24 protein-coding genes are annotated in these 24731 nt (G+C 56.4%); 9 read left to right on the forward strand and 15 right to left on the reverse strand.

Annotated features, from left to right (window positions below):
- Positions 1-27 precede the first annotated feature (27 nt).
- From moaA to RHM61_RS18430, 4 genes are all read left to right on the forward strand, one after another.
- Entirely contained in the window at positions 28-1146 is a 1119-nt protein-coding gene (gene moaA, locus RHM61_RS18415; RefSeq protein ID WP_322248769.1) for a GTP 3',8-cyclase MoaA, read from the forward strand.
- 35 nt (positions 1147-1181) lie between these two features.
- Positions 1182-1790 carry a molybdenum cofactor guanylyltransferase MobA gene (gene mobA, locus RHM61_RS18420; RefSeq protein ID WP_322248770.1) on the forward strand — a complete coding sequence of 203 codons (609 nt, stop codon included), beginning with the start codon at positions 1182-1184 and terminating at the stop codon, positions 1788-1790.
- Positions 1787-3088 carry a gephyrin-like molybdotransferase Glp gene (gene glp, locus RHM61_RS18425; protein WP_322248771.1) on the forward strand — a complete coding sequence of 434 codons (1302 nt, stop codon included), beginning with the start codon at positions 1787-1789 and terminating at the stop codon, positions 3086-3088. The genes mobA and glp overlap by 4 nt, the downstream gene beginning before the upstream one ends.
- A 569-nt stretch (positions 3089-3657) precedes the next feature.
- Complete coding sequence (locus RHM61_RS18430; RefSeq protein ID WP_322248772.1) at positions 3658-4509, forward strand: peptidylprolyl isomerase; 852 nt, start codon at positions 3658-3660, stop codon at positions 4507-4509.
- Between the two features lie 30 nt (positions 4510-4539).
- On the opposite strand, the gene RHM61_RS18435 is transcribed toward RHM61_RS18430, so the two are convergent.
- From RHM61_RS18435 to RHM61_RS18465, 7 genes are all read right to left on the reverse strand, one after another.
- Entirely contained in the window at positions 4540-5907 is a 1368-nt protein-coding gene (locus RHM61_RS18435; RefSeq protein WP_416200238.1) for a DNA recombination protein RmuC, read from the reverse strand.
- Positions 5908-6028: 121 nt separating this feature from the next.
- Complete coding sequence (locus tag RHM61_RS18440; protein WP_322248774.1) at positions 6029-6454, reverse strand: group II truncated hemoglobin; 426 nt, start codon at positions 6452-6454, stop codon at positions 6029-6031.
- Complete coding sequence (yfcF, locus tag RHM61_RS18445) at positions 6454-7089, reverse strand: glutathione transferase (protein WP_322248775.1); 636 nt, start codon at positions 7087-7089, stop codon at positions 6454-6456. Before yfcF ends, RHM61_RS18440 begins: the two co-directional genes overlap by 1 nt.
- 28 nt (positions 7090-7117) lie before the next feature.
- Positions 7118-9628, reverse strand: coding sequence for an ABC transporter permease (locus tag RHM61_RS18450; protein ID WP_322248776.1), 2511 nt, complete (start codon positions 9626-9628; stop codon positions 7118-7120).
- A gap of 22 nt (positions 9629-9650) precedes the next feature.
- A complete protein-coding gene (locus RHM61_RS18455) occupies positions 9651-10895 on the reverse strand; it encodes a cystathionine gamma-synthase family protein (protein ID WP_322248777.1) in 1245 nt (414 codons plus the stop codon).
- A gap of 117 nt (positions 10896-11012) precedes the next feature.
- On the reverse strand, positions 11013-12077 hold the full coding sequence (locus RHM61_RS18460) for a patatin-like phospholipase family protein (protein ID WP_322248779.1): 1065 nt from the start codon (positions 12075-12077) through the stop codon (positions 11013-11015).
- An 11-nt stretch (positions 12078-12088) separates the two neighbouring features.
- Entirely contained in the window at positions 12089-13003 is a 915-nt protein-coding gene (locus RHM61_RS18465; protein WP_322248780.1) for an alpha/beta hydrolase, read from the reverse strand.
- A 119-nt stretch (positions 13004-13122) separates the two neighbouring features.
- Between RHM61_RS18465 and RHM61_RS18470 the strand changes: the two genes are divergently transcribed.
- Complete coding sequence (locus RHM61_RS18470) at positions 13123-14835, forward strand: acyl-CoA synthetase (RefSeq protein WP_322248781.1); 1713 nt, start codon at positions 13123-13125, stop codon at positions 14833-14835.
- Here the strand turns inward: RHM61_RS18470 and RHM61_RS18475 are convergent.
- Positions 14814-15437 (reverse strand): flagella assembly protein FlgT middle domain-containing protein, encoded by a 624-nt coding sequence (locus RHM61_RS18475; RefSeq protein ID WP_322248782.1) that lies wholly within the window; start codon positions 15435-15437, stop codon positions 14814-14816. The genes RHM61_RS18470 and RHM61_RS18475 overlap by 22 nt on opposite strands.
- Positions 15438-15524: 87 nt before the next feature.
- Between RHM61_RS18475 and RHM61_RS18480 the strand changes: the two genes are divergently transcribed.
- A complete protein-coding gene (locus RHM61_RS18480; protein WP_322248783.1) occupies positions 15525-16070 on the forward strand; it encodes a GNAT family protein in 546 nt (181 codons plus the stop codon).
- 4 nt (positions 16071-16074) lie between these two features.
- Here the strand turns inward: RHM61_RS18480 and RHM61_RS18485 are convergent, their stop codons facing one another.
- A complete protein-coding gene (locus RHM61_RS18485; RefSeq protein WP_322251129.1) occupies positions 16075-16860 on the reverse strand; it encodes a ferritin-like domain-containing protein in 786 nt (261 codons plus the stop codon).
- 141 nt (positions 16861-17001) lie between these two features.
- Here RHM61_RS18485 and RHM61_RS18490 point away from each other — a divergent pair, with 141 nt between their 5' ends.
- The 3 genes from RHM61_RS18490 to RHM61_RS18500 all read left to right on the forward strand — a co-directional run bounded on the left by RHM61_RS18490 (position 17002) and on the right by RHM61_RS18500 (position 19597).
- Positions 17002-17526, forward strand: coding sequence for a gamma carbonic anhydrase family protein (locus RHM61_RS18490; RefSeq protein WP_322248784.1), 525 nt, complete (start codon positions 17002-17004; stop codon positions 17524-17526).
- Between the two features lie 11 nt (positions 17527-17537).
- On the forward strand, positions 17538-18464 hold the full coding sequence (gene hslO / locus RHM61_RS18495; RefSeq protein WP_416200239.1) for an Hsp33 family molecular chaperone HslO: 927 nt from the start codon (positions 17538-17540) through the stop codon (positions 18462-18464).
- 68 nt (positions 18465-18532) lie between these two features.
- Positions 18533-19597 carry a MerR family transcriptional regulator gene (locus RHM61_RS18500; RefSeq protein WP_322248786.1) on the forward strand — a complete coding sequence of 355 codons (1065 nt, stop codon included), beginning with the start codon at positions 18533-18535 and terminating at the stop codon, positions 19595-19597.
- A 53-nt stretch (positions 19598-19650) separates the two neighbouring features.
- Here the strand turns inward: RHM61_RS18500 and RHM61_RS18505 are convergent, their stop codons facing one another.
- The 6 genes from RHM61_RS18505 to RHM61_RS18530 form a co-directional block, all read right to left on the reverse strand.
- Positions 19651-20826 (reverse strand): acyl-CoA dehydrogenase, encoded by a 1176-nt coding sequence (locus tag RHM61_RS18505; RefSeq protein ID WP_322248787.1) that lies wholly within the window; start codon positions 20824-20826, stop codon positions 19651-19653.
- Positions 20827-20965: 139 nt separating this feature from the next.
- A complete protein-coding gene (locus RHM61_RS18510; RefSeq protein ID WP_322248788.1) occupies positions 20966-21358 on the reverse strand; it encodes a RidA family protein in 393 nt (130 codons plus the stop codon).
- A gap of 1 nt (position 21359) precedes the next feature.
- Positions 21360-22547 (reverse strand): acyl-CoA dehydrogenase family protein, encoded by a 1188-nt coding sequence (locus RHM61_RS18515; RefSeq protein ID WP_322251130.1) that lies wholly within the window; start codon positions 22545-22547, stop codon positions 21360-21362.
- A gap of 13 nt (positions 22548-22560) precedes the next feature.
- Positions 22561-23415, reverse strand: a complete 855-nt coding sequence (locus RHM61_RS18520; protein WP_322248789.1) for an enoyl-CoA hydratase family protein — start codon at positions 23413-23415, stop codon at positions 22561-22563.
- Positions 23416-23418: 3 nt separating this feature from the next.
- Positions 23419-23940 (reverse strand): MarR family transcriptional regulator, encoded by a 522-nt coding sequence (locus RHM61_RS18525; protein ID WP_322248790.1) that lies wholly within the window; start codon positions 23938-23940, stop codon positions 23419-23421.
- The gene (locus tag RHM61_RS18530) at positions 23940-24728 is read right to left on the reverse strand and encodes an SDR family NAD(P)-dependent oxidoreductase (RefSeq protein ID WP_322248791.1); all 789 of its coding nucleotides are present in this window, start codon (positions 24726-24728) and stop codon (positions 23940-23942) included. The genes RHM61_RS18525 and RHM61_RS18530 overlap by 1 nt, the downstream gene beginning before the upstream one ends.
- Positions 24729-24731 lie beyond the last annotated feature (3 nt).

Consider the following 24731-nt stretch of genomic DNA (forward strand, 5'->3'; position numbering starts at 1 on the left):
CAACGTTTGAAGAGTAATCGCACTGCCATGAAGGAAATAGTCATCCCCCTCATCGATGCGCGCCAGCGCACGCCGCACATCGCTCTGCCAGAACAACTGCGTCGGCCTGACGGTCAGTTGCGCGATACCCGCGCACGGCCGCTGCATGATTTGCGTATTTCAGTCACCGATCGCTGCAATTTCCGTTGCGTGTATTGCATGCCCAAGCATATTTTCGATCAAGACTATGCCTATTTGCCGCAGCAAGCCCTGCTCAGTTTCGAAGAGATTACCCGCGTCGCGGCAATTTTTCTCAGCCATGGCGTGCGCAAGCTGCGCTTGACCGGCGGCGAACCGCTGTTACGCAAAAATATAGAAAAACTCGTCGCCATGCTCGCGCAATTGCGCACCGTCGACGGTGTGGCACCCGATTTGACGCTCACGACCAATGGCTCTTTGTTGGCCAAGAAAGCCCGCGCGCTCAAAGAAGCCGGTCTGACCCGCGTGAGCGTGTCGCTCGACTCCCTCGATGAAACAATTTTCCGTCGCATGAATGATGTCGATTTTGCCGTCGCCGATGTACTGGCCGGTATCGACGCTGCGGCGGCGGCTGGTCTGGGGCCGATCAAGATCAATATGGTCGTCAAGGCCGGGGTCAACGATGCTGAAGTGGTGCCGATGGTGCGCCATTTCCGCGATAGTCCGCATATCTTGCGCCTGATCGAATATATGGATGTCGGCACCTCCAACGCTTGGCAAAAACAAGAAGTCATCAGCTCACAGCACTTGGTCGAGCGCATCGTCGCCGCCGGCATGCCGCTCGTGGCGCTGCCGGCCAATTATCGCGGCGAAACCGCCGAGCGTTGGCAGCACAGCAACGGACACGCTGAAATCGGCTTTATTTCCAGCGTCAGCCATGCTTTTTGCGGCGATTGCAGTCGCGCCCGGCTATCCACCGAGGGTAAGCTGTACACTTGCTTGTTCGCCAGCGCCGGTCATGATTTGCGCGCATTGTTACGCGGACCGGAACAACATAGCGACTTGCTCATCGCCAATGTCATCGCTGGTATCTGGCAACAGCGCAGCGATCGCTATTCAGAATTACGCAGCCAGCAAGACCCGGCAGCCCAGCGCACGCAGATAGAAATGTCTTACATCGGCGGCTGACCTGCCCCCTACTCCACTTACTCAAACGCACCGCCATGAACACGATTGATGCACAACAAATAACCGGATTGATACTCGCGGGCGGGCGCGGCACGCGCATGGGGCAGATCGACAAGGGTTTACAAACCTTCCGTAATGCGCCGATGGCTTTGCATGCCTTGCTGCGCCTCAACCCTCAGGTTGGCGAGGTAATCATCAATGCCAACCAAAATTTGGCGGCCTATGAAAGCTTCGGCACCCAAGTGTGGCCCGACCACTTGACCGGCTTTGCCGGTCCCTTGGCCGGTTTGCAAACAGGCTTACTGCATTGCAATAGCCCTTATTTGCTCACCGTGCCATGCGACTCCCCCTTACTGCCACATGATCTGGCGAGCCGCTTAAGCGCCGGCCTGCTGGCAGACGATGCCGACCTCGCCGTCGCCGTTACGCTGGAAAGCGAAGACGGCGTCACGCGCCGCCAAATGCATCCGGTATTCGCTCTGGTAAAAACTGCCTTACTTAACGATTTGAGTGAGTTCTTGCGCACTGGCGGTCGCAAGGTCGATGCTTGGTTTGCCCCCTTACGCGTAGCCGAAGTCTTGTTCGACGATCATACCGCCTTTCGTAATTTCAACACTTTGCAAGAACTGCGACAATTCGAATGAAGCTCCCTCTCCTGCCCCACGCCAAACTCAACGACGTACTCAGTTGCCTGGCAGATTATGATCCTCAGGCTGTGCCAGTCGCCCAGGCGCAGGACATCATTGAAGGTTTCATCACGCCGATCGCGGCAGTGGAACAGTTAGCCCTGCGCAGCGCACTGGGTCGGGTGTTAGCCAAGGATATCCAGTCGGCCATCAATGTGCCGGCACACGACAACTCCGCCATGGATGGTTACGCCGTGGTGGGCGCACAATTGCCAGAGCAAGGCGAGCGGCGCTTTCGCATCGTCGGCAGCGCGTTTGCCGGGCGCGCTTACCACGGTTCGGTCGAGCCAGACGAGTGCGTGCGCATCATGACTGGGGCGGTGATGCCGGCTGGCTGCGACACCGTGATCCCACAAGAATTCACCCACGCTGCCGATGCCGAAGCGATCAGTGTGCGCGCCGCAGTGGTACGCAGCGGTGACAACCGCCGACTGGCCGGAGAGGATCTGGCAATCGGCAAAACCGCCCTGAAAAAAGGGAAAATCTTGCGCCCGGCCGATCTCGGCTTACTCGCTTCGCTAGGCATCGCCGAAGTGCCGGTGCAGCGACGTTTGCGCGTCGCCTTCTTTTCTACCGGGGATGAATTGCGCTCACTCGGGCAAACTCTGGACGAAGGCTGCGTGTACGACAGCAATCGCTACACCCTGCATGGCATGCTGACGCGCTTAGGCTGTGAACTGATCGACATGGGTGTGGTAGCCGATGATCCGGCCGCCTTACGCGCCGCGCTCGCTTGTGCGGCCGAAAACGCCGATGCCATCATCACCTCAGGCGGTGTCTCGGTTGGTGCCGCCGATTACACCAAGCAAATCATGGCCGAACTTGGCGACGTGGCATTCTGGACCATAGGCATGCGCCCGGGTCGGCCTATGGCTTTCGGTAAAATCCACTCGCAGGGTCAGAGTGCCTATTTGTTCGGCTTACCTGGAAACCCGGTAGCGGTGATGGTGACATTTCTGTTTTTTGTACGCCAAGCTTTGCTGCATATGGCCGGGGCGCACCTTGCTCCATTGCCGCTGGTGGCAGCGATCAGCCCTCAGCCGATCAAGAAACGGCCCGGACGCACTGAATACCAACGCGGCATCGTCAGCAACAATGCCAGCGGTGCACTCGAAGTCTGCGTCACCGGCGCGCAGGGTTCCGGCATTCTACGCTCAATGGCCGAAGCCAATTGCATGATCGTGCTCGATCACGAACAAGATCAGGTTGCCGCCGGTGATACGGTACGCGTCATCTTGTTCGAAGGCTTGATGTAGACCTGCCAGCCGCTGTGCTACTGCCTGCGTTTTTCTCCGGGTTGACCAGGGAGGGCTGCGCGCCTCCAGCATGAGTATAAAGCATGGATCCAGTAGACAATCCTTTCGCTTCAGAGGCTGTCGCAAAAGTCGGACGGACATTTTTTTACATCTGAAACACCGCATACCGCGTCTTTCCCGCGCGCCACAGCCTCGTCATTCCCGCATGCTTTTAGCGGGAACCCAGCGTCGTTTTCAGCACTGAAAACACGATGATATCTGGCATTTTCAGTTAGCCACGAACGTCGCTGGGTTCCTGCCAAAAGCGCGCAGGAATGACGTGGCCACCAATTAGGGTAATGATACCGACTCAAATTCAGGCCTAATCGGCTGCAAAAAACCAATGACACCAAACACTTGTCACTCAATGTGACAATAAATTGCGTAAGAAAAACTGAAAAAGTGCAGCAAGCACAGTACAATTCATTTTTCTTGACTATGCGATCTCGTAAATTGGATGCCGGTGCTTCAAAACGAAGCGCGCATCGCACTGCGGGCGGCATCATTACCTGTTAATTATGGAGAACCGTTTGAAAGCTTCAACCTACTTCTTGGGTGCGTGTGCATCTCTGGCATTGCTGAGCGGCTGCGGCGGTTCGAAAAGCAGCAGCAGCGTCGTGGCGACCGTCAGCAGCGTCAGCTTCGATCAAGTCGCTTATCGCAAAAACACCACCATGACCATCATCGGTCAAAATCTTACCCAGGGCCTCACCGTCACCAACCCCGGCTGCTTAAGCATCGGTGAAGTCACTGGCGGCACCGCCACCAAGCGCAGCTTCCTGTGTAAAATCATCGCCGTCGGCACCTTCAATGCCACCGTGACCAATAGCGCCGGCGCCCAGGTTTACTTCGCCACCCTGACATCGACCCTGGCCAACCGTCCGCAAGTGACCTTGACCACCAATATGGGTAAAATGGTAGTCGAACTCAATCCGGGCAAAGCACCGGTCACGGTCGACAACTTCCTCAATTATGTTGAGGCCGGCACCTATGCCAATTCAATTTTCCACCGAGTCGACAGTACCGTGATTCAGGGCGGCGGTTACAACACCAGTCTGCAGTTATTGCCAGCCTTATCGTCTATCGTATTTGAAGGCGGTCTGAGCAATGTCCGTGGCACCATCGGTATGGCGCGCGGCACCGATGTCAATTCGGCGACTTCACAATTCTATTTCAACCGCATTGATAACAGCGCCATTTATGACTCGGTCGCGGCCACCTCCACAGCCGCCGCCACCTATGGCTATACCGTCTTCGGCACGATAGTCAGCGGTTTGCCGGTGATGGATGCGATCGGTGCTGTACCAACCTCAGTACAAGGCAGCTTGCCAACCGCACCAGTGACCCAAGTAGTCATCACCGGCGCCGTACAAACGCTGTAACAGACCTGCACGCCTGAGTCACACAGCCAATTAATTGGTGCTGTCTGACTCGGCCGTCGCATCCACTACGCCGAGTATCTGGCGCGCCTGTTCCGATGGCAAGGCTTCCACCTGTTTTAATTTACGCGTCATTTGCCGGGTGCGCACTTCAGCCTGATCGATATTGCGCGCGGCACGCTCGAGTGCCGTTTTGGTATTGGCTAAAATTTCACCGAATTTACCGAACTCAGTTTTCACCGCGCCCAGCACCTGCCACACTTCCGACGAGCGTTTTTCCAATACCAAGGTGCGAAAACCCATTTGCAAACTGTTTAACAGTGCCGACAAGGTCGATGGTCCGGCGATCGAGACGCGGCAAGTACGTTGCAATTCATCGGCCAAACCGGGACGGCGCATGACTTCGGCATACAAACCCTCAGTCGGTAAAAACAAGATAGCGAAATCGGTGGTCAAGGGTGGCGACAGATATTTTTCGGCGATCGTCTTGGCTTCACTGCGAATCGCCCGTTCCAGTTCTTTGCCATACGCCGCTACGCCATCGGCATCGGCGCGCTCGGCCGCATCGAGCAAACGTTCGTACTGTTCTTTAGGGAATTTCGCATCAACCGGCAGCCACACCGGCTGCTTACCTTCTTCTTTACCCGGCAATTTGATCGCGAATTCGACGCGCTCGCCACTGCCCGGTATGGTCTCGACATTCTTGCCATATTGTTCGGACGTGAGCATTTGTTCGAGTACCATCTCGAGCTGCACTTCACCCCAAGTGCCGCGCGTTTTGACATTGGTCAGCACCCGTTTCAGATCTCCTACACCGATGGCTAACTGCTGCATCTCACCCAGACCTTGATGAACTTTCTCCAACCGATCCGAGACTTGTTTGAACGATTCTCCCAGCCGCTGTTCCAGCGTGGCATGTAATTTTTCATCGACCGTGCGGCGCATCTCTTCGAGCTTGGCACCATTCTCCAACTGCAATTGGCTGATTTTTTGTTCCAGCGTACTGCGAATTTCCAGCATGCGTGCGGCATTCGATTCGGTCAGGGTATTGAGGGTTTGTGTGAGCGTGTCGGCGAAGCCTTTCAAACTGCCGGCCTGCTCTTCGCGTGCACTGAGCCCCTGTTGTATCAGAGCTTGGCGCATGTGTTCGAGTTGCTGCGCCATGCCTTCCGTGAGCGCCGCCATCTGTACGGAAAAGCCATCGATTTGCGCCTTCTGCATGGTCGCGACGGTACTCAATTGTGTCGCCAAGCCCTGCTGTAAACGACCGAAATTCGCAGCCAACTCTTGGCGTGTCGCCTGTGCCGTGTTTTGTATCTGCTCACGCAGCGAACGTTCACTGCGCTCTTCGTTGTGCATTTGCTGCTGATGTGCGTTTTGTAAAAAATTTTGCAATGCCATCAATTCCGCCGCCGCGCTGCCAGACTGTGATGGGCGTCGCCATAAAGCGAGCTGCAGCAATAACAGCAAGAGCAAAACGACCAGTATGATGATTTCAACTGTATTCATCGAATAATTCCATTCATCCGGGAGTATTGCGCATCCAATCGGCAGTCTGATAAAACGAATTCATCAGGTGCAATTGCAAATCCTCGGCCAACGCGACATCTTGCATCGCCCACGCCATACAACGTAGCCATTGGTCGCGCTCGGCGCTGGCGATGGTATAGGGTAAATGACGCGCACGCAGGCGCGGATGACCGAACTGACTGATGTACAAATCGGGGCCGCCCATCCAACCCGATAAAAATGCAAACAACTTATCGCGGGAGCCATCGAGCGGGGTCGGATGCATGGCACGCAAGGATGCGAATTCGCTTTCCAACTCCATCAAATCATAAAAGCGATCTACCAGCGCGCGCAATGTTTCCGCGCCGCCGATGCGTGCATACAAATTTTCCGGCTCACTGTCGAGCGCTGCCGAATCAGTGCTGGGGGCTAATGACATCACAAGCTGCGCGCCGCGATATATTGCAACCAACGCTGCACCGAGGGGCGCTGCCATTGCGCCTCGGCATAACGTACCAAGCGCGGCGCTAAAGCATCGCCATGCAAGTGCAGGCGATTGAGCATCAGGGCCATCTCGGTATCGGCAATACTCCATTGACCGAACAAATGCTCAGCGCCCTCGCCCAGCAAGGCATCGGCAACGTAGACCAATTGCTCTACAGCAGCAACGGCGGCAGTCGACAAGGGCGGAAATTTCTTGCCGTAAAATACAGCCATGGTATTGCGTTCGTTGCGCAGTGCCATTAAATCGCTGCGCAACCAAGCTTGCACTTGGCGTGCGCGTGCGCGTTGCTGCAACTGTTGCGGATACAAGGCGACAGCCGGGAAAACCTCCTCCAAGTATTCGCAAATGGCCGACGATTCCGACAAAGAAAAATCACCATGTTCAAGCGTAGGGACACGGCGTGTCAAGGACTTGGCTGCATAGGACGGCGCATGCTGCTGGCGCGCAGAAAAATCGAGCGTGCATAATTCAAATGGCAGGGCTTTTTCGTGCAGAGCCACAAAGGCAGACATGGCATACGGGCTGCTGTACTCAGCATCAACATATAAACGGATTAATTGTTCTGACATGGTTTCCTCAAAAAAACGGTAATATCGCTCAGACTTGACGCAAACTGAGCAAGGGTGCTTGATTCAATACCTGACGTAAACTCAGCCAGCCACCCAACCAAGCACATGCGGCCCCGGCAACGATGCCAACTAGCCAAACCACAGGTGAAAATACCCATGGAAAATGGAAACTGAAGTGTGCCAAACCCCAACCCGTGGCGCTGGCACCGGCCGCCGCCAAAAAGCCAGCCAAACTGCCGACGAGTAAAAACTCCAGCCATTGCGCTTGCGATAATTGCCGACGACTGGCACCGAGGGCACGTAACAAAGCCGTTTCACGCTGCCGCAAATCTTGCGTACCAGCCAGCGCCGCATACAGGACCAAGCCACCCGATACCAAAGTGAACAAGAACAAGAATTCCACCGCCGTGATCACTTGATCTAAGACATCCTGCAATTGGCGTAGCATGGCACCGACATCGACCACGGTCAGATTCGGAAAATCGAGCGTGAGTCGGTTGACGAAGTCAGTTTGCCCCGGTGGCAAATGAAAGGCCGTGATCCAAGTTTGCGGAAAATCACTGAGTGCGCGCGGATTGATGACGACAAAAAAGTTGACGCGCATTGAACTCCAATCAAGCTTGCGCAAACTGGTGATGGTGGCGCTGATCTGCTGGCCGGCAACATCAAAGCGCAACACATCGCCTAACTTGAGATGCAAAGTTTTGGCAATGCCTTCTTCGACTGAAGCTTCCGCCGTCGCGGCATGGGCATCGTCATACCAGCGACCGGCCGTGATCTGATTCATCGGCGGCAAATCGACCATGGTCGAAAGATTGAACTCGCGTTCGAGCATGCGCTTGGCTTGCTCTTCCGGATACTGCGCCGCCGTCAATGGCTGGGCATTGAGCGCAATCAGGCGACCACGTATCATCGGATACATTTGCGGTGCGCCGAAGCGGGCCAAGCGAGCGGCAATTTGTTCGGTTTGCTCGGGTTGGATATTGATTACAAATTGATTTGGAGCATCAGCAGGAGTCGCTTGCTTCCAAGCCGAAATCAAATCCGCCCGCACTACCGTCAGCAACAGCAAGGCCATCAAGCCCAGCGCCAGCGCAACGATTTGCAATACCGTCGCGCCGGGTCGGCGTTGCAGAGACGTGACGGCAAAGCGCCAACTGGCCGCTTGCCACAGATTGCGCGCACTCTTGAGCAAGCGCAACGCCGCCAGCGCCAACAAGGCGAACAGTGCCAATGACGCGAGGAAACAACCGGCGATGATTAAACCGAGTTTGAGATCGGCGCTTTGCCACAGCAATAAGCCGACAAACATCGCCAAGCCCAGACCGTAGGTGAGCACACTCAATGCTTGCGGCGGCACAGCTTCACGGCGCATGACGCGATTATGCGGCACATTCCGCAATTGCAAAATTGGTGGCAAAGCAAAACCTAGCAATAGCAGCAAACCGGTAGCGGCCGCCAAAACAGCCGGCAAGCAACTCGCCGCCGGCAAATCTTTGGCCACCAGTTGTTGCAATAATTCCAGCAAAACATAGTGCCCTGCATAACCGAGCAAGACACCGGCCACGCTACCTATGACTCCCAGCAAGAAAAACTCACTCAGATACATCAGCGTGACTTGGTTTTGCGTCAAACCAAGGCAACGCAGCATGGCACAGGCATCAAGATGGCGCAGCATGAAGCGGCGCGCCGCCATGGCGATGGCAACCGCCGCCAACATCGCCGAGAGCAGGCTGACCAAGGCCAGAAACTGTTCGGCCCGATCCAGCGTGGCTTGCATCTCGGGCCGGCCATTGGCCAAAGATTCCACACTGATACCCTTCTGTTGCGAAATAGCAATATTTTGCTGCAATTGTTTTTGGTATTCGGCAATCGCCGTCGGCATGCCGGCCATCAATAAGCGGTAGGTCACGCGCGAGCCATTCTGCACCAAATTCGTGCCGGCCAAGTCACTCAGCGCAATCATCGCGCGCGGCGCAAAATTCATGAATCCAGCGCCGCGATCGGGCTCATTGCCAATGACCGCAACAAATCGCAGCCGCTGCTCACCCAAGCGCAGTTGCTCACCGAGTTGCAAACCCAAGGCCTGTTGCAAGGAAGCATCGAGCCAGACCGTGCCAGCGGCCGGACCGCCGTTACCAGACACTTGCGGATTACTCGCACCGCCAGGCGCTTGCAACAGCAAGGTGCCGCGCAAAGGATAACCAGGACTGACCGCCTTGAGTGAAACCAGATGGGTGCGCGCGGCATCGCCCTCACCGGCGATAGCCATACTGGCAAACACCACCGTATCGGCGGTTTGCAAGCCACGCTGCTGCGCCTCCGTGCGCCAAGCCGCTGGCAGATTTTGGTCGGCGCTGAGTAATAAATCGGCCCCCAACAATTGATGCGCATCACGCTGCAAACCGCTGCGCAAACGGTCGGTGAAAAACCCGACCGACGACAAAGCAGCGACGGCAATCATCAAGGCCAGTAATAAAAATCGCAATTCACCGGCACGCCAGTCGCGCATCGTCATGCGCCAAGAAAGTCTCAGCATAAGCTCCTCATTTACAGCACGCTCAGACCTGTGCCAGCGCCCGGGCAAAATCAGCCAACAAATCGGCACTATCTTCAATGCCAACCGAGACCCGGATCAAACCGTCGGCGATACCCATGTCGGCACGCCGTTCGGCTCCCATTTCAAAGAAGATGGTGTGCGCGACCGGAATCACAAGGGTGCGCGTGTCGCCGAGATGAGTGGCATTGATCGCGATCTTCAGATGATTGAGGAAATCGAAACAATCTATCCCGGCTTGCAGCTCAAAACTCAGCAGTGCGCCGCCGGCGCGAAACAGCTGCGTCACCAGAGCGTGTTGTGGATGACTGGCTAAACCCGGATAGTAAACCGCCGCTACCCGTGGATCAGCGGCCAACAATTGTGCCAGCGCCAGCGCATTGGCACAGCTGCGCTCCATGCGCAAAGCCATGGTTTCCGCACCGATGGCAATCTGGTGCGCCGCTTCCGGTGACAAACTCGCGCCGAAATCGCGCAAGGCTTTGGCCCGCAACTGCGCCATCCCCTGCTGCTGCGGGGCTTGTTTGCGGAAGTTCGGGGCGATATGTGGATACGTGCTCCAGTCGAACACGCCGGTATCGGAAACAGCGCCACCGAGAACATTGCCATGACCGGCAATCGACTTGGTGAGCGAATTGATTACCAGACCCGCACCAACCGCCTTGGGACGGAACAGATACGGCGAGCTCATGGTGTTATCGACGACAAACAAGATGCCGCGCGCGGCACACAGCGCACCGATCCGTTCCAGATCGGCGACTTGGGTGCGCGGGTTGGCGATGGTTTCCACAAACACCATGCGCGTGGCCGGCGTCAGCACCGCCTCGACCACGGCGACATCGGTGGCATCGACCATATCGAGGCGAATGCCTTGCCCGGCGGCGGTCTGCCACAGGCTGTTAGTATTACCAAACAGGAATTTCGACGACACCACATGATCGCCTTCCTTGAGCAAAGCCTGGAACAAAGCACCGATGGCCGCCATGCCGGTGGCAAAACACAAGGAAGCCGTGGCATCTTCCATCTTGCTGATTTTTTCTTCCAGCGCCGTCACCGTCGGATTACCCTGACGACCATAACGATAACCGGCTTGCTTACCCTGGAATACCGCCGCCAAATCGCGCGCATCGCCATAGCCGTACATCACCGAGCTGTGAATCGGCTTATGCACCGAGCCATGCTCTATCGGTTTTTGGCGGTCGCTGTGGAGAATCGTCGTGGTAAAGCCATATGCAGTGTGATCGGTCATGGTCGGAGCGGATATCAATAAAAGAGGCAGATTAAAATGAAGCATCAGTGTAACGCGAAATCGCCTCGAATGATGCGCTGCGGCGTAGCGCGTAAACCGGCACAGCGCCTTACTCGCTCAACGCGTCAGGCCATCCAAGCCGCGCGCATACCCATATTCCCACTGCAGTCTGACCATTTCAGTGAATTCAGCCAGACTCGGTGGCACCCGCAGTGCCAGTCGGTTGCGCCGCCACTGCAAATGCTTGCTGATTTGATGGCGTACCAAGGCACGCTCCATATCGGCGGTATCGATCCAGTGCTCGGCCGCTTGTGCTAACACCTGACTCAAGCGGCGATTTCCGTGTATGCCTAAGACTAATCGTAAGGCCGGTAAATCGACCAAGTGATTGTATTTACCCTTACGTTCCATGATCACTTCTGCAGCCAAACGCCGCGCCACTTCGAGCGGAAACAAATCGATCACGCCACCCAGATAATGCTCGCTACCGATTTGGTGACAGCGAAAATAATACATATCAGCGATCGAAGCACGCACCGCATCGTTGATAGCGACACCACTGAGCACTTCGATGTCACTGGCAACCGTACTGCGGCCCCAGCCGGGATCGGCCAACGGCGACTGCATGCCGCGCAACAGCGTGGCCACGCGCGCCTCGGCGAAGATGGTTTCGACAAACAACTTGCGTTCACCGCGCAGCGTCCCGACCTCGTGCGCTTGGTACAATAAGCGCCCGGCAATCACGGCCAGCGCGGGTGAACCGGCATAGCCGCTGTCCGGCGGCAGCGGCAAGCGCGCTGGAATATCAAACAGGTAATCATCAAACAAATCGGGGATCAGCTTGGCATCATTGGCACGCAGCGCGCGCTCGAGCACGCCGCCTATCGCCCCCAGCAAAGTCTTGGAAGGATTGGCCTGTAAAGCACACCAGAACGCGTGCATTTGCGGCGTCGTCAACCACGCCAAGCGCGCCGCGTTATCGGGTAAATGGCGAATAATGGTCGCGGCAATCGCCGCGCCGCAGCTGGCCAACAGCAAATCCGGGGTTTTGCCGCGCCGTTCGCAAGCGGCCATCATGCCAAGGTAATAACCGAAGCGAAAGCCGCCGCCGGCCATCACCAAACAGCGCTTAAAGCGGGTATCATCGGCCGCGCCGACATCGCTGAAATCTGATATGAGCAAATTTTCTCCTGTCAAACGCCATCGCCTTGCATGAAAAATGCTTCGATCAATTGCGCCAGTAATTCGGGCTGGTCATGGTGCAGCATATGACCGGCATCAGCAATCATTTCTTTCTTGAGATCGCGTAAATGGCTGAGACGCCGATCAATTTCCAACCGCGCCGTCGGTTTCGGCCCCATCCAGTTCCAAATATCGGTTTGTTCCGCCTCCATCCACAACACCGGCGCGCTGATCTGCTCCCAACATGCCAGCACTTCTTCGACATGAAACAACAAGGGGCTGCTCTGTTTATGCGCCGGGTCGCCGAGAATTTCCCAGCGTCCGGCGCTGTTTTCACGCGCCCAGCACGAAGCTAAAAATGCCGCACGTTGATTGGATAAACGTGGATTGGTTTTTTGCAGTCGCGCCGCCACCTCTTGCGCTGAAGCATAGGTGCGCAACTGCTGCGGTGAGCGCAATTCATCGAGCCATTTTCGGTAGCGCCCGGGGGCTTGCTGCGGCTGCGTAGTCGGCATACCAAAACCTTCCAGATTAACCAAGCGACGCACCCGCTCCGGGCGCGCACCGGCATACAAACCGAGCACATTGGCCCCCATGCTGTGACCAAGCAAATTCACCGCTCCTTCGGGCACATAATGCGCGAGCAAGGCATCGAGGTCACCGAGATAATCTGGGAACCAATAGGTGTCGCTGCCGGGTGCCTCGGTCAAACCGAAACCACGCAAATCGGGAGCGATGACATGCCAATCATGCTGCAGGCAATCAACTACAAACTGAAACGAGGCCGACACATCCATCCAGCCATGCAGCATCACAATGGGCGGCGCACCGACGCGCCCCCACTGCCGCACATGATACTGCAAACCACGAATGGGTAAAAATTCCGAACGGGACAGTCGATGTACGGGCGAATTTGAAGGAGTCATGGCAGATTAATATTTTTCATGAAAAAAAGCGGCAAATGCATGCGAAGATAGTTGCAGTAGCAAAAATCTGATGCAAAAGAACAATAGAACGACCGTTCGATAATTATAGCGGAGACTCCATGAAAGCACACTCTATCCCTGCCGGGAGCAGCAAATCATTGCCCGATCAATATGCCAAACTGTACCAAGAATTCCGCTGGCATGTCCCGGAACACTTCAATATCGCCGAAGTATGCTGCCGCCGCTGGCAAGATGAAGCGCAACGCTGCGCCATCATCAGCGCCACGGCCGATGGTAAACACACACGCACCAGTTACGCGCAATTGGCGACGCGCGCCAATCAATTGTCGAATCTCTTGCAACAACAAGGGGTGCAACGCGGCGATGTGGTCGCTTGTTTGCTACCGCAAAGAGTAGAAACCGCCGTCAGCATCATGGCCTGCCTGCAGATGGGAGTCATCGTCCTGCCCCTGAGTTGTCTGTTCGGTCGCGATGCACTCGAATACAGATTACAACACAGCCAAGCGCGGGTATTAATACTCGATCACAGCGGCGTCGACACTTACCGACAAATTGCCGCCACCTGCCCCGAGCTGAAAACCGTCATCGCCATCGATTGCCCGCAGCTCGGGCACACGCTGGACTGGAACAGCGATTTGGCAGACATGCCCGAACACTTCGACGTCGTCAACACCCGCGCCAGTGACCCGGCCATCCTGATTTATACCAGCGGCACCACCGGCCCGGCCAAAGGGGCGCTGATTCCGCACGCCGCCGTGATCGGCAATCTGAGCGGCTTCGTGGCCTCGCAAAATTGGTTTCCGCAAGATGGCGATGTATTTTGGTCGCCAGCCGACTGGGCTTGGACCGGCGGCTTGATGGATGCGCTGCTGCCGACCCTGTATTTCGGCCAGCCCATCGTCGCCTGGAGCGGCCGCTTTGGCGCCGAGACGGCATTTGAATTAATGGAAAAATATCGCGTTACCAATACCTTCCTGTTCCCGACCGCGCTCAAAATGATGATGAAAGCCTGCCCTCAGCCGCGCCAACGTTACCGGCTCAAGCTGCGCGCCATCATGAGTGCCGGCGAAGCGGTCGGCAGCGCCGTCTTCGAATGGTGCCAGCAAGCGTTGGGAGTGACGCCGAATGAAATGTTTGGCCAAACCGAAATGAATTACATCGTCGGCAACAGCCATCAGCGCTGGCCGGCCAAAGCGGGCAGCATGGGCCGCCCGTATCCGGGCCACCGCGTCGCCATCATCGACGATGCCGGTCAACCGGTCGGGCCCGGCATATGCGGCGAAGTGGCGCTGCACCGTTGCGATATCCACGGCCATCCCGATCCGATATTTTTTCTCGGCTACTGGAACAATGATGCCGCCACCCGCAGCAAATACAGTGGCGACTGGTGCCGCACCGGTGACTTGGCCAGTTGCGATGACGATGGCTATCTGTTTTATCAAGGACGTGCCGACGATATGTTTAAAGCCGCCGGCTATCGCATCGGTCCATCGGAAATTGAAAATTGTTTGCTGCACCACGCGGCCGTCGCCAATGCCGCCGTGGTACCGAAACCGGATCGCGAGCGCGGCAATCTGGTCAAAGCGTATATCGTGCTCAGCCCCGGCTTTGTTGGCGACGCCGATTTAATCGCCACCTTACAGCAGCATGTCCGCAGCCACCTGGCACCGTATGAATATCCAAAAGAAATTGAATTCATCGCCGCCCTGCCGATGACTGCCACCGGAAAAATTCAAAGAAGCGTACTGCGCCTGCAAGAGCAGCAACGTGCCACGACCAGCGGCCATGCTCAAGGTCGCATCAACAATTGACTGGCAATAGTTTGTGCCGCCTCATCGACCAAGCTTTCAATTGCTTGGCCGAAGCGGGTGGCACGAAAACCGACACCGCCGAACACGTGCTCACGACCGATATGCACATCGCCATCAGCACTGGCGGAAAACTCAAACCGTCCTAATAAATTTCCGGCCGGAGCATCATAGACATACATTTCCACTTCTATGCTGCGCGATGGCTTACTCCACAGACCGAACAGTTGCGGCACATTACGAATGCCGGCATTGCGAATTTCGCCGGTAATCAGGTAGCGCGCCCCGTAATCAAGCCCCAATTGCGTCAGCAAGCGTGCCGGCGGTGCTTGCAATTGCCAATTGAATGACAACAGCTCGGGCATCGTACGCACCTCGAATTGCTGACTCTGGCGCAGGCGGCGCGCGATTTCATGCGACAAACCTTGGGCAATATCATCGATATCACTGAGCTGTTCCGGCTTATTGACGGCAAAACCACTGAGTAAAATGCTGCGCGCCGGGTCATGTGCCGGCAACAGCGACTCGGCCATCAGCGACGGCGCCACAGCAGTGGTACTCAACAACAGCGCAGCACGCAACAGCAGTAAAATAAGACGACGCATAGAATCTTCCTGTCATGACAAAGGGAGAGCAAGGGCAGGCCAGCGGCGCGGCCTGAAGCAAAACGCTGGAATCAGAAAAGACTAAACATGCCAGACATCAAGGCCGCATTACAACTGACTCCTGCACTGCCAAGCTACAGCAGTGCCGTACTCGCATTTGAAACGGAAAACCGCCCTCATTTCGAACAATGGATCAGCACACGCGGCAACGCTTATTACTCGGAAAACGCCGTGCGCAGCAGCTTGGAACAAGCCCAGTGGGCTGCGCAAACCATGAAAGAATATCATTATCTGGCTTGGCACGGCAGCGAAATCGTCGGCCGTGTCACGCTGCGCGGAGTCGAGCGCGAGCAGTATCACAAAGCCACGCTCGGCTACCGCTTCAGTCAACGCCACGGTGGCCGTGGCTACGCCGCGGCAGCCGTCACAGCGGTACTTGAACAGGCGTTCTCGCGCCTCGCCCTGAAACGACTGGAAGCCTTGGTCATCGCCGACAATCTGCCATCCCAGTCGGTCCTGCAGCGCTGCGGCTTTCGCGAGTACGGGCGAGCACGTCAAGCGGTATTGCGGGACGGCGTGTGGCACGACCTACTCTACTTTGAGCAGCATGCTCCGGGTTTTTTGCAAAGTTAAAAAATCATGTGGACGACTGCGGCAAGGCCTGCAACTCCAACTCGGTGAAACCAGCCGCACGCCGGGCCGCCAGATTGAATGGCCCACGCAAGGTCGGTGCCGCATAGTGCAGTGCCAAGCGCGCATAGGTAGCAATGGTATCGTGCCCCTGTTGATTACACAAATACTGATACCAATGATTGCCGATGGCGACGTGACCGATTTCATCGTGATAAATCACCATCAGTAAAGCTGCCCCGGCGGCATCGCCGGCCTGCGCCAGCTTGGCCGACACACCCGGTGTCACATCGAGGCCGCGCGCTTCCAGCGTGCGCGGCACCAGTGCCAAACGCGCCAACAAATCATCGCAAGTTTTTTCTGCCATTTCCCACAAACTGTTATGCGCTGGAAAATCGCCATACTGATAACCGAGCGTCTGCAAATGCTGCTCTAGCAGTTGAAAATGACGCGCCTCTTCCTTGGCGACCTTAAGCCAATCGCGATAAAACTGCTCCGGCAAGTGAGGAAAACGCCAGATGATATCGGTCGCCAAATTAATCGCATTCATTTCTATATGGGCCAGCGCATGGATCAAAATCGCCCGTCCCTCGACGGTCAACATCGAGCGTCGACCGACCTTGCCGGGCGCAATCAGCTCGGGCCGCAGCGGTCGCCCGGGAATTCCGGCCGGAATCGCAAAACACTGTACCGTATCAAGCGGCGCCTCATCGGGCAGCGCCGCCAACAGTGCGCACTTGACATCGGTATCAACCGCCAATAAGGCCGCCAGCGCCACGGCACGCAGTTCCATCACTTGATTTGTTTTCAAAATACTCATTTTCCTGTTTATTTCGGCAAGGATGCCGCTAGAACGTTAAAATAGCGTTCGCCCTCTACTTTGCCACGGCAAAGCAGATCAACCTTCACTTTGCAGCTATTTTACGGAATTTCCATGCCCATCTACCAATTAGGCGAATTCGTACCCGAGATCGCCGCCTCAGCATACCTGACTGACACGGCCAAAGTGATAGGCAAAGTCCGCATCGCTGCCGGTGCCAGCATCTGGTTCGACACCACCCTGCGCGGTGATAATGAGTTGATCAGTATCGGTGAAAACAGCAATGTCCAGGAAGGCTGCATCCTGCATACCGATCCGGGCCATCCCTTGAGCGTCGCCGCCAATGTCACCATCGGCCACCAAGCCATGCTACATGGCTGCAGTATCGGCGAAGGTTCGCTGATCGGGATTCAAGCTGTCATCCTCAATGGTGCCAAGATCGGTAAAAACTGCCTGGTCGGCGCCGGTGCCTTGGTTACCGAAGGAAAAGAATTTCCCGATAATTCCCTGATCATCGGCTCGCCGGCGAAAGCCGTGCGTGAGTTGAGCGCTGCTGACATCGCCGGCATGCATGGCAATACTGCCAATTACGCGCAACGCGCACAAACTTACAAAACCGAACTCAAACGCCTGGATTGACACGCATGACCATCACCGACACCCTACAAAAATTCATGTTCGAAAATGCCGGCGTACGCGGCGAATTAGTTGAACTTGAAAACGCCTGGCAACAAATGCTCGAGCATCAAACCTACCCACCCGCGGTACGCAATGTGCTCGGCGAACTCATGGCCGCTGCCGCCCTGCTGTCGGCCAATCTGAAATTCAACGGCACCATGATCATGCAAATCCATGGCGATGGCCCGGTACGCTTGATGGTGGTCGAATGCGACGCCGAGTTGCGCCTGCGTGCCACCGCCAAACTGGCCGACGACGCCGTTATCGGCGAACAGGAAAGCCTGCGCGATCTGGTACATGCACACGGCCAGGGCCGCTTCGTGATCACGCTCGACCCAAATGACAAAATGCCGGGCCAACAAGCTTATCAAGGTATCGTCCCGCTCGATGGTGACAGCATCGCCGCCGTCATCGAAAACTATATGCTGCGCTCGGAACAGCTCGACACCAAACTCTGGCTGGCCGCCGATGACAAAGTGGCGCGCGGCTTGTTACTGCAAAAATTACCGGAAACCGGTGGCAGTGGTGCGCGCGTCGACGATGGCGAAGATCTCTGGGGTCATGCGGTCTTGCTCGGCGATACGCTCAAACGCGAAGAATTACTGAGCACCGACAGCGCCACCTTGATGCACCGTTTATTCTGGGAACAAACCTTACGCGTATTTGATCCCTTGACACCGCAATTTTACTGCAGCTGTACGCGTGAAAAAGTCGGTGACATGCTCAAGATGCTCGGCACCGAAGAAGTCGAGAGCGCCCTGAACGAAATCGGTCGACTCGACATCAACTGCGATTTCTGCGGCAAACACTACGGCTTCGATCCGGTCGATTGCGCCCAATTATTCGTCGCCAAAACGCTGACGGAAGGTTTGTCGCCGGCAGCAGAAATCAAGCACTGAGAGGAGCCCGGCCTTGACTCTGACGTTCGGTCAGGCTGTACAGTCGGGCTTCCCTTATGGAGAACCTCATGCTCATGAAAATCGGCGAACTGGCCAAGCGCACCGGCTTAAGCGTGCGCACGCTGCATCACTACGACAAAATCGGCTTATTATCACCGTCGCAGCGCTCCAGCGCTGCTTACCGGCTGTACAACCGCGCCGACATCACGCGCCTGTATCGGATTGTCGCGCTGCGCCGGCTCGATCTGTCGCTGGCCGAAATCGCCGCCTTGGTCGACCACGAGCATGCTGATCTCAACAGTGTGATCAGCGATCAATTGCGCTTACTCGAACAACAGATCAATAACGGCATCGCGCTGCGCGAACGCTTGCGTGATTTGCATACGCTGGTGCAAGCGAATAAAGAACCGCAGCTCGATTATTGGCTAGGTATTTTAGAAATGATGAGCGTGGCGGACAAATATTTCAGTCCGGATGACATGCAGCAGTTGAGCAAACAAAATCGGCCGACCTTAACGCCCGATTTACACATGCTGCCACTGATCGTCGAAGCCCGCAGCTTGCTCGATACCGGCGTCGCCTATACCGACCCGCGTGCACGCGAGTTGGCACTGCGCTGGAACGACACGATGAACCGGCACATGCCCGATTTGCCTCAGTATTTGGCAAAATTTTCGCAAATGCACCGCGACGAACCGGCTCTGCAAGCCCTGACCGGTATCGATCCCGAGATGATGGATTTCATCGTCCGCGCGCTGATCGAAGTCCGATACGCGGCATATCGTCAGCATTTGAGCGAACACGAATTGCGCTTCTTCCGCGCCGCGTCGTTTCGCCATGCGCATGCTTGGAACGAGCTGTTTTCGCAAGTCAGGAAAGTCATGCAAGCCGGCATGCTCCCCGAAGAAGAAGCCGCCCAAGTCTTGCTGCGCCAATGGCGCAGCTTGTTTTTCGATACCTGGGGCGGTGATTTGACAACCATACGCAAAGTGCGCGAACTGCACCGCAGCGCTGATGGTGCCTTGGTTGGTGGCGCCAGCTCGCCGGAATTGATGCAATACGCCAGACGTGGACTGATCTGGTTGGAAGCGCGTATCAATACCAAGCCGCTTACGGACCCAATGACGAACTGAGCAGAGCAAGCATCAAAGCGCGGGACCGCAGCTTGCCGTTCCCGCGCCAGCAATTAAAACGCCGCAATCCCGGTTTGTGCGCGGCCCAGTATCAAGGCATGAATATCATGCGTGCCTTCATAGGTATTGACCACTTCCAGATTAACGAGGTGACGAGCGATACCGTATTCATCGGAAATGCCATTACCACCCAACATATCGCGCGCCATGCGGGCAATTTCCAGCGATTTACCGCAGGAATTACGTTTCATGATCGACGTGATTTCCACCGCGGCCGTGCCTTCGTCTTTCATGCGCCCCAAACGCAGACAGCCTTGCAAGGCTAAGGTAATTTCCGTCTGCATATCGGCCAATTTTTTTTGCACCAACTGATTGGCTGCCAAGGGACGACCGAATTGCATACGGTCGAGCGTATATTGGCGTGCCGTATGCCAGCAGAATTCGGCCGCGCCGAGGGCACCCCAAGCGATACCGAAGCGCGCCGAATTAAGGCAAGTGAATGGCCCTTTCAGACCTTCCACGTGTGGCAATAAATTCTCTTCCGGCACGAACACCTGATCCATCACGATTTCACCGGTGATCGAGGCACGCAGTCCAACCTTGCCATGAATCGCAGGCGCACTCAAACCCTTCCAACCGCTTTCCAGAATGAAGCCGCGGATACGGCCATCATCGGTCTTGGCCCAGACCACGAAGACATCGGCAATCGGGCTGTTGGTGATCCACATCTTGGCACCGCTGAGCGAATAACCGCCCGGCACCGTCTTGGCGCGCGTGACCATGCTGCCGGGGTCGGAACCATGGTCGGGTTCGGTCAAGCCGAAACAACCGATCGAGGCACCACTGGCGAGTTTCGGCAAATACTTCTGCTTCTGCGCTTCGCTGCCGAATTCATTGATAGGCACCATCACCAGCGAACTTTGCACACTCATCATCGAGCGGTAACCGGAATCGATGCGCTCGACTTCGCGCGCCACCAAGCCATAACAAACATAATTGAGACCGGCACCGCCGTATTCGGCTGGAATCATCGAACCGAGCAGACCGAGCTCACCCATCTCGCGAAAAATCACCGGGTCGGTACGTTCATGGCGGAAGGCTTCAAGTACGCGCGGTGCCAGCCGCTCTTGGCTATAAGTGCGTGCGGCTTCCTGCACCATGCGCTCTTCCTCGCTCAATTGCGACGACAATAACAAGGGGTCTTCCCAACAAAATACGGCTTTCGACATCTGTCTCTCCTCAATCGTTTTGTTTTTATAATCATATCAGCACTACTGACTATGCCGCAAACGGCACCGCTCGGTCTCTATTGTATAGCACCGGCGCGAACGAGGTCAGCCGTCTGCCTGTCCCCCGCTCTCATCTTGCTCAGTCCGGCACAATCGCCGTGACTTCAATTTCCACCTTGGCACGGTCTTCGATCAGCGCAACGACCTGCACCGCCGTCATACAGGGAAAATGCGGACCGATCAGTTCGCGGTAGGCCACGCCGATGGCCGAATACGCCGCCACATATTCGCGTTTGTCAGTGACATACCAGGTCATGCGCACGATGTGTTCGGGGCGCGCCGCGGCCTCGGCCAGCACTGCCACGATATTTCGCAAAGCTTGGCGTACTTGGCCGGCGAAATCATCGGTCTGAAACTGCCCCTTCTCATCCCAGCCTATCATGCCGCTGACGCACACGGTACGGCCGCGTGCCGCCACCCCATTGGCATAGCCGCGTGGCCGCGGCCAGCCTGGCGGTTGCAATATATTCATATCAATCCATTTCTTTACTGTTGGCGGCCGCGTACTCTTTGAGTAATTCACGGCCGATAATCATTTGCTGCACTTCGCTGGCCCCCTCATAAATGCGCAAAGCACGAATTTCACGATACAGGCGTTCGACCGGCACTTCGCACACGACACCGAGACCGCCGAACATCTGCAGCGCCGCGTCGATCACCCTTTGCGCATTCTCGGTCGCGCACAATTTCGCCATCGCCGCTTCTTTGGTGACCTTGCGTCCCTGATCACGCTGCCAAGCGGCGCGATATACCAGCAAAGCCGCGCTATCGATCGCCAAAGCCATCTCCGCCAACTTCACCTGGGTCAACTGAAAATCGGCCAAGGTTTGATTGAACATCTTACGCGTGGTCGCGCGCGCCAGCGCTTCTTCCAGCGCACGCCGAGCAAAGCCAAGCGCGGCTGCCGCCACCGAGGTACGGAACACATCGAGCGTCGCCATCGCCACCTTGAAACCCTGACCTGCACTGCCGATCAACTGGCTGCGCGGAATCCGACATTCACGCAGTTGTAAACGCGCCAGCGGATGCGGCGCGATTACGTGGATACGCTCGGCAATTTCCAAGCCGACCGTATCAGCGTCGATGATGAAAGCAGAAATCCCACGCGCGCCCGGCGCTTCACCGGTACGCGCAAACAGTACGTAGAAATCGGCGATACCGCCGTTGGAAATCCAGGTTTTTTCGCCGTTAAGTACATAGCTGTCACCATCTTCACGCGCACTGCACTGCAGCGCCGCGACATCGGAACCAGCCTGCGGTTCCGACAAGGCAAACGCAGCAATCGCCCGCCCGGCGGCGACCGGCTCGAGGTACGCGGTTTTTTGCGCCGACGTGCCGAACAAGCTGATGGCCCCGGAACCGAGTCCCTGCATGGCGAAGGCAAAATCGGCCAGGCCGGCATGACGCGCCAGAGTTTCGCGTATCAAGCACAAGGCCCGCGTGTCGAGCACTTCGCCATGGCCACCATACGCGCTGCCAGCAACCGCATGCGTCAACCAAGCGGCACTACCCAATTGCGCGACTAAATTACGGCAAGCTTGGTCAACATCGGCCGCATGCTCCTGAACCAACTCAGCGGCGCACCAGGCATCCAATTTGCGCTGCAATTCGACATGATGTGGCTCAAAAAATGGCCACTCGAGATAACTGCTGTCACGCATAGGCTGGCTCATCTTAATCTCCTTCAAACTGCGGCTTTTGTTTGGCAACAAAGGCATGGTAAGCGCGATGAAAATCATTGGTCATCATGCAAATCGCCTGTGCCTGCGCTTCCGCTTCAATCGCTTGCGCTACGTTCATATTCCATTCCTGTTCCAACATAGTCTTGGTCATCGCATGCGCAAAGCCAGGCCCATCGGCCAGATTGCGCGCATACGCCAAGGCATCGCTGAGCAAATTCTCCGGCGCGATCAAGCGATTATAGAAACCCCAGCGCTCGCCCTCGATTCCGCTCATCGCGCGCCCGGTATAGAGTAAATCAGCAGCGCGCCCTTGGCCGATTATGCGTGGCAAAATCGAGCACGCGCCCATATCGCATCCGGCCAAGCCAACACGGGTAAACAAGAACGCCGTTTTACTGCGTTCGCTGGCGAAACGGATATCCGAGGCCAGCGCCAGAATCGCACCGGCGCCGGCACACACCCCATCAACAGCAGCAATCAGCGGCTGTGGACAGGCACGCATGGCCTTGACCAAGTCGCCGGTCAGGCGCGTGAAACTGAGCAGCCCCGGCATATCGAGCTGGGTCAGCGGTCCGATAATTTCATGCACGTCACCACCGGAACAAAAATTTTCACCGGCACCGGTAATGACGACCGCTTTGACATCGTCGGCCAGCGCCAGCGTGCGAAACAAATCGCGCAATTCGGCATACGACTCAAAGGTCAACGGATTTTTTCGTTGTGGTCGATTTAAGGTAATGGTGGCGACCCGCTGCTCCAGTTGAAAATCAAAATGTTGTGCCGAATAATCGGCCAAGCTGGTTCTTGCGCCCGGCAATTGATGGCGCTGCCCTGCTAAATACTTCATCTGCTATTCCTCTGCGATCGGATAGGTGGCGCTGCCGGCCGGATTCAGATGTTTTTTCAAACTACCCAGCAGCGCCGATAATTGATTTTTGTCGGCCACCGGCATGGCCGCGAACAGCTCGGCGATCCAGCCTTCATGTACTGCCGCCATGCGCGTAAAAGCTTGTCGTCCTTGCTCGGTCAATTGCACTTGGTAGACCCGGCCATCACGCGGATCGGGCACGCGGCGTACCAGTTGTTCTTGCTCCAATTGATTGGTGATACCGGTGATATTGCCACCAGTGACCATCATCCGCTTCGACAACTCACCCATGCGCAAACCGTCCGGATAGCGCTCGAGCTGGGCCATCAGATCAAAGCGTGGCAAGGTGATGTCGAATTCATTCCGCAAGCGTGAACGTATTTCATCTTCTATCAATACCGTGCACGACAGCATACGCAACCACAGCCGCAAAGATTGGTGGTGATCGGCCGTCAAACGCGTTTCCAAATCACTGACCGCACCAGCTTGGGACAGATGTTCCATCACATCACCTCGCCACCGGCCACGGCAATCGCCTGACCATTCATGGCTGCCGCCGCCGGCTGACACAACCAAGCGACCGCATGCGCGACTTCCTCGGCTTGCACCAGCCGCTGCTGCGGATTAGCAGCCGCCAGCAATGCCTGTGTTTCGGCTTGCTGACGACCAGTCTTGTGCATGATATTGGCAACGGTTTTTTGCAGCAATGGCGTTTCCGTATAGCCCGGGCATACGGCGTTCACCGTCACACCACGGGTCGCCACTTCCAGCGCCAAGGCGCGCGTCAAACCGATCACACCGTGTTTGGCGGCGCAATACGCAGCGACATACGGGTAAGCACGCAAACCGGCGGTACTGACGACATTGACAATACGCCCCCAGGCCGCCGCCACCATACCTGGCAAGACCGCTTGGGTACAATGAAAGCTGCCCGTCAAGTTCACATCGAGCATGTTCTGCCACAGCGCTGCCGTGGTTTTTTCAAACGCTGCCGATTCTGCCTGGCCAGCATTATTAATCAAAATTGCCACCGGCCCGGCCAAGGCAACCGCCTGCGCCACACCAGTTGCCACCGAGGTCGCATCGCTGACATCGAGCAGCACCCAGCCCAGCTGCGCCGCCGGCGCTTGGGCACGCAAGGCAAGCACGGCCGTTTCCAGCGTGGCAGGCGTGCGTCCAGCCAGCGTCACCGTCGCTCCTTGCTCCAGCAGGGCCAGAGCAATCGCATAGCCGATTCCCTGCGCGCCACCGGTCACCAACGCATGCCGCCCTTGCAATACTTGTCGCTCCATCGC

The organism is Undibacterium sp. CCC3.4 (assembly GCF_034347425.1).
Lineage (GTDB): Bacteria > Pseudomonadota > Gammaproteobacteria > Burkholderiales > Burkholderiaceae_D > Undibacterium.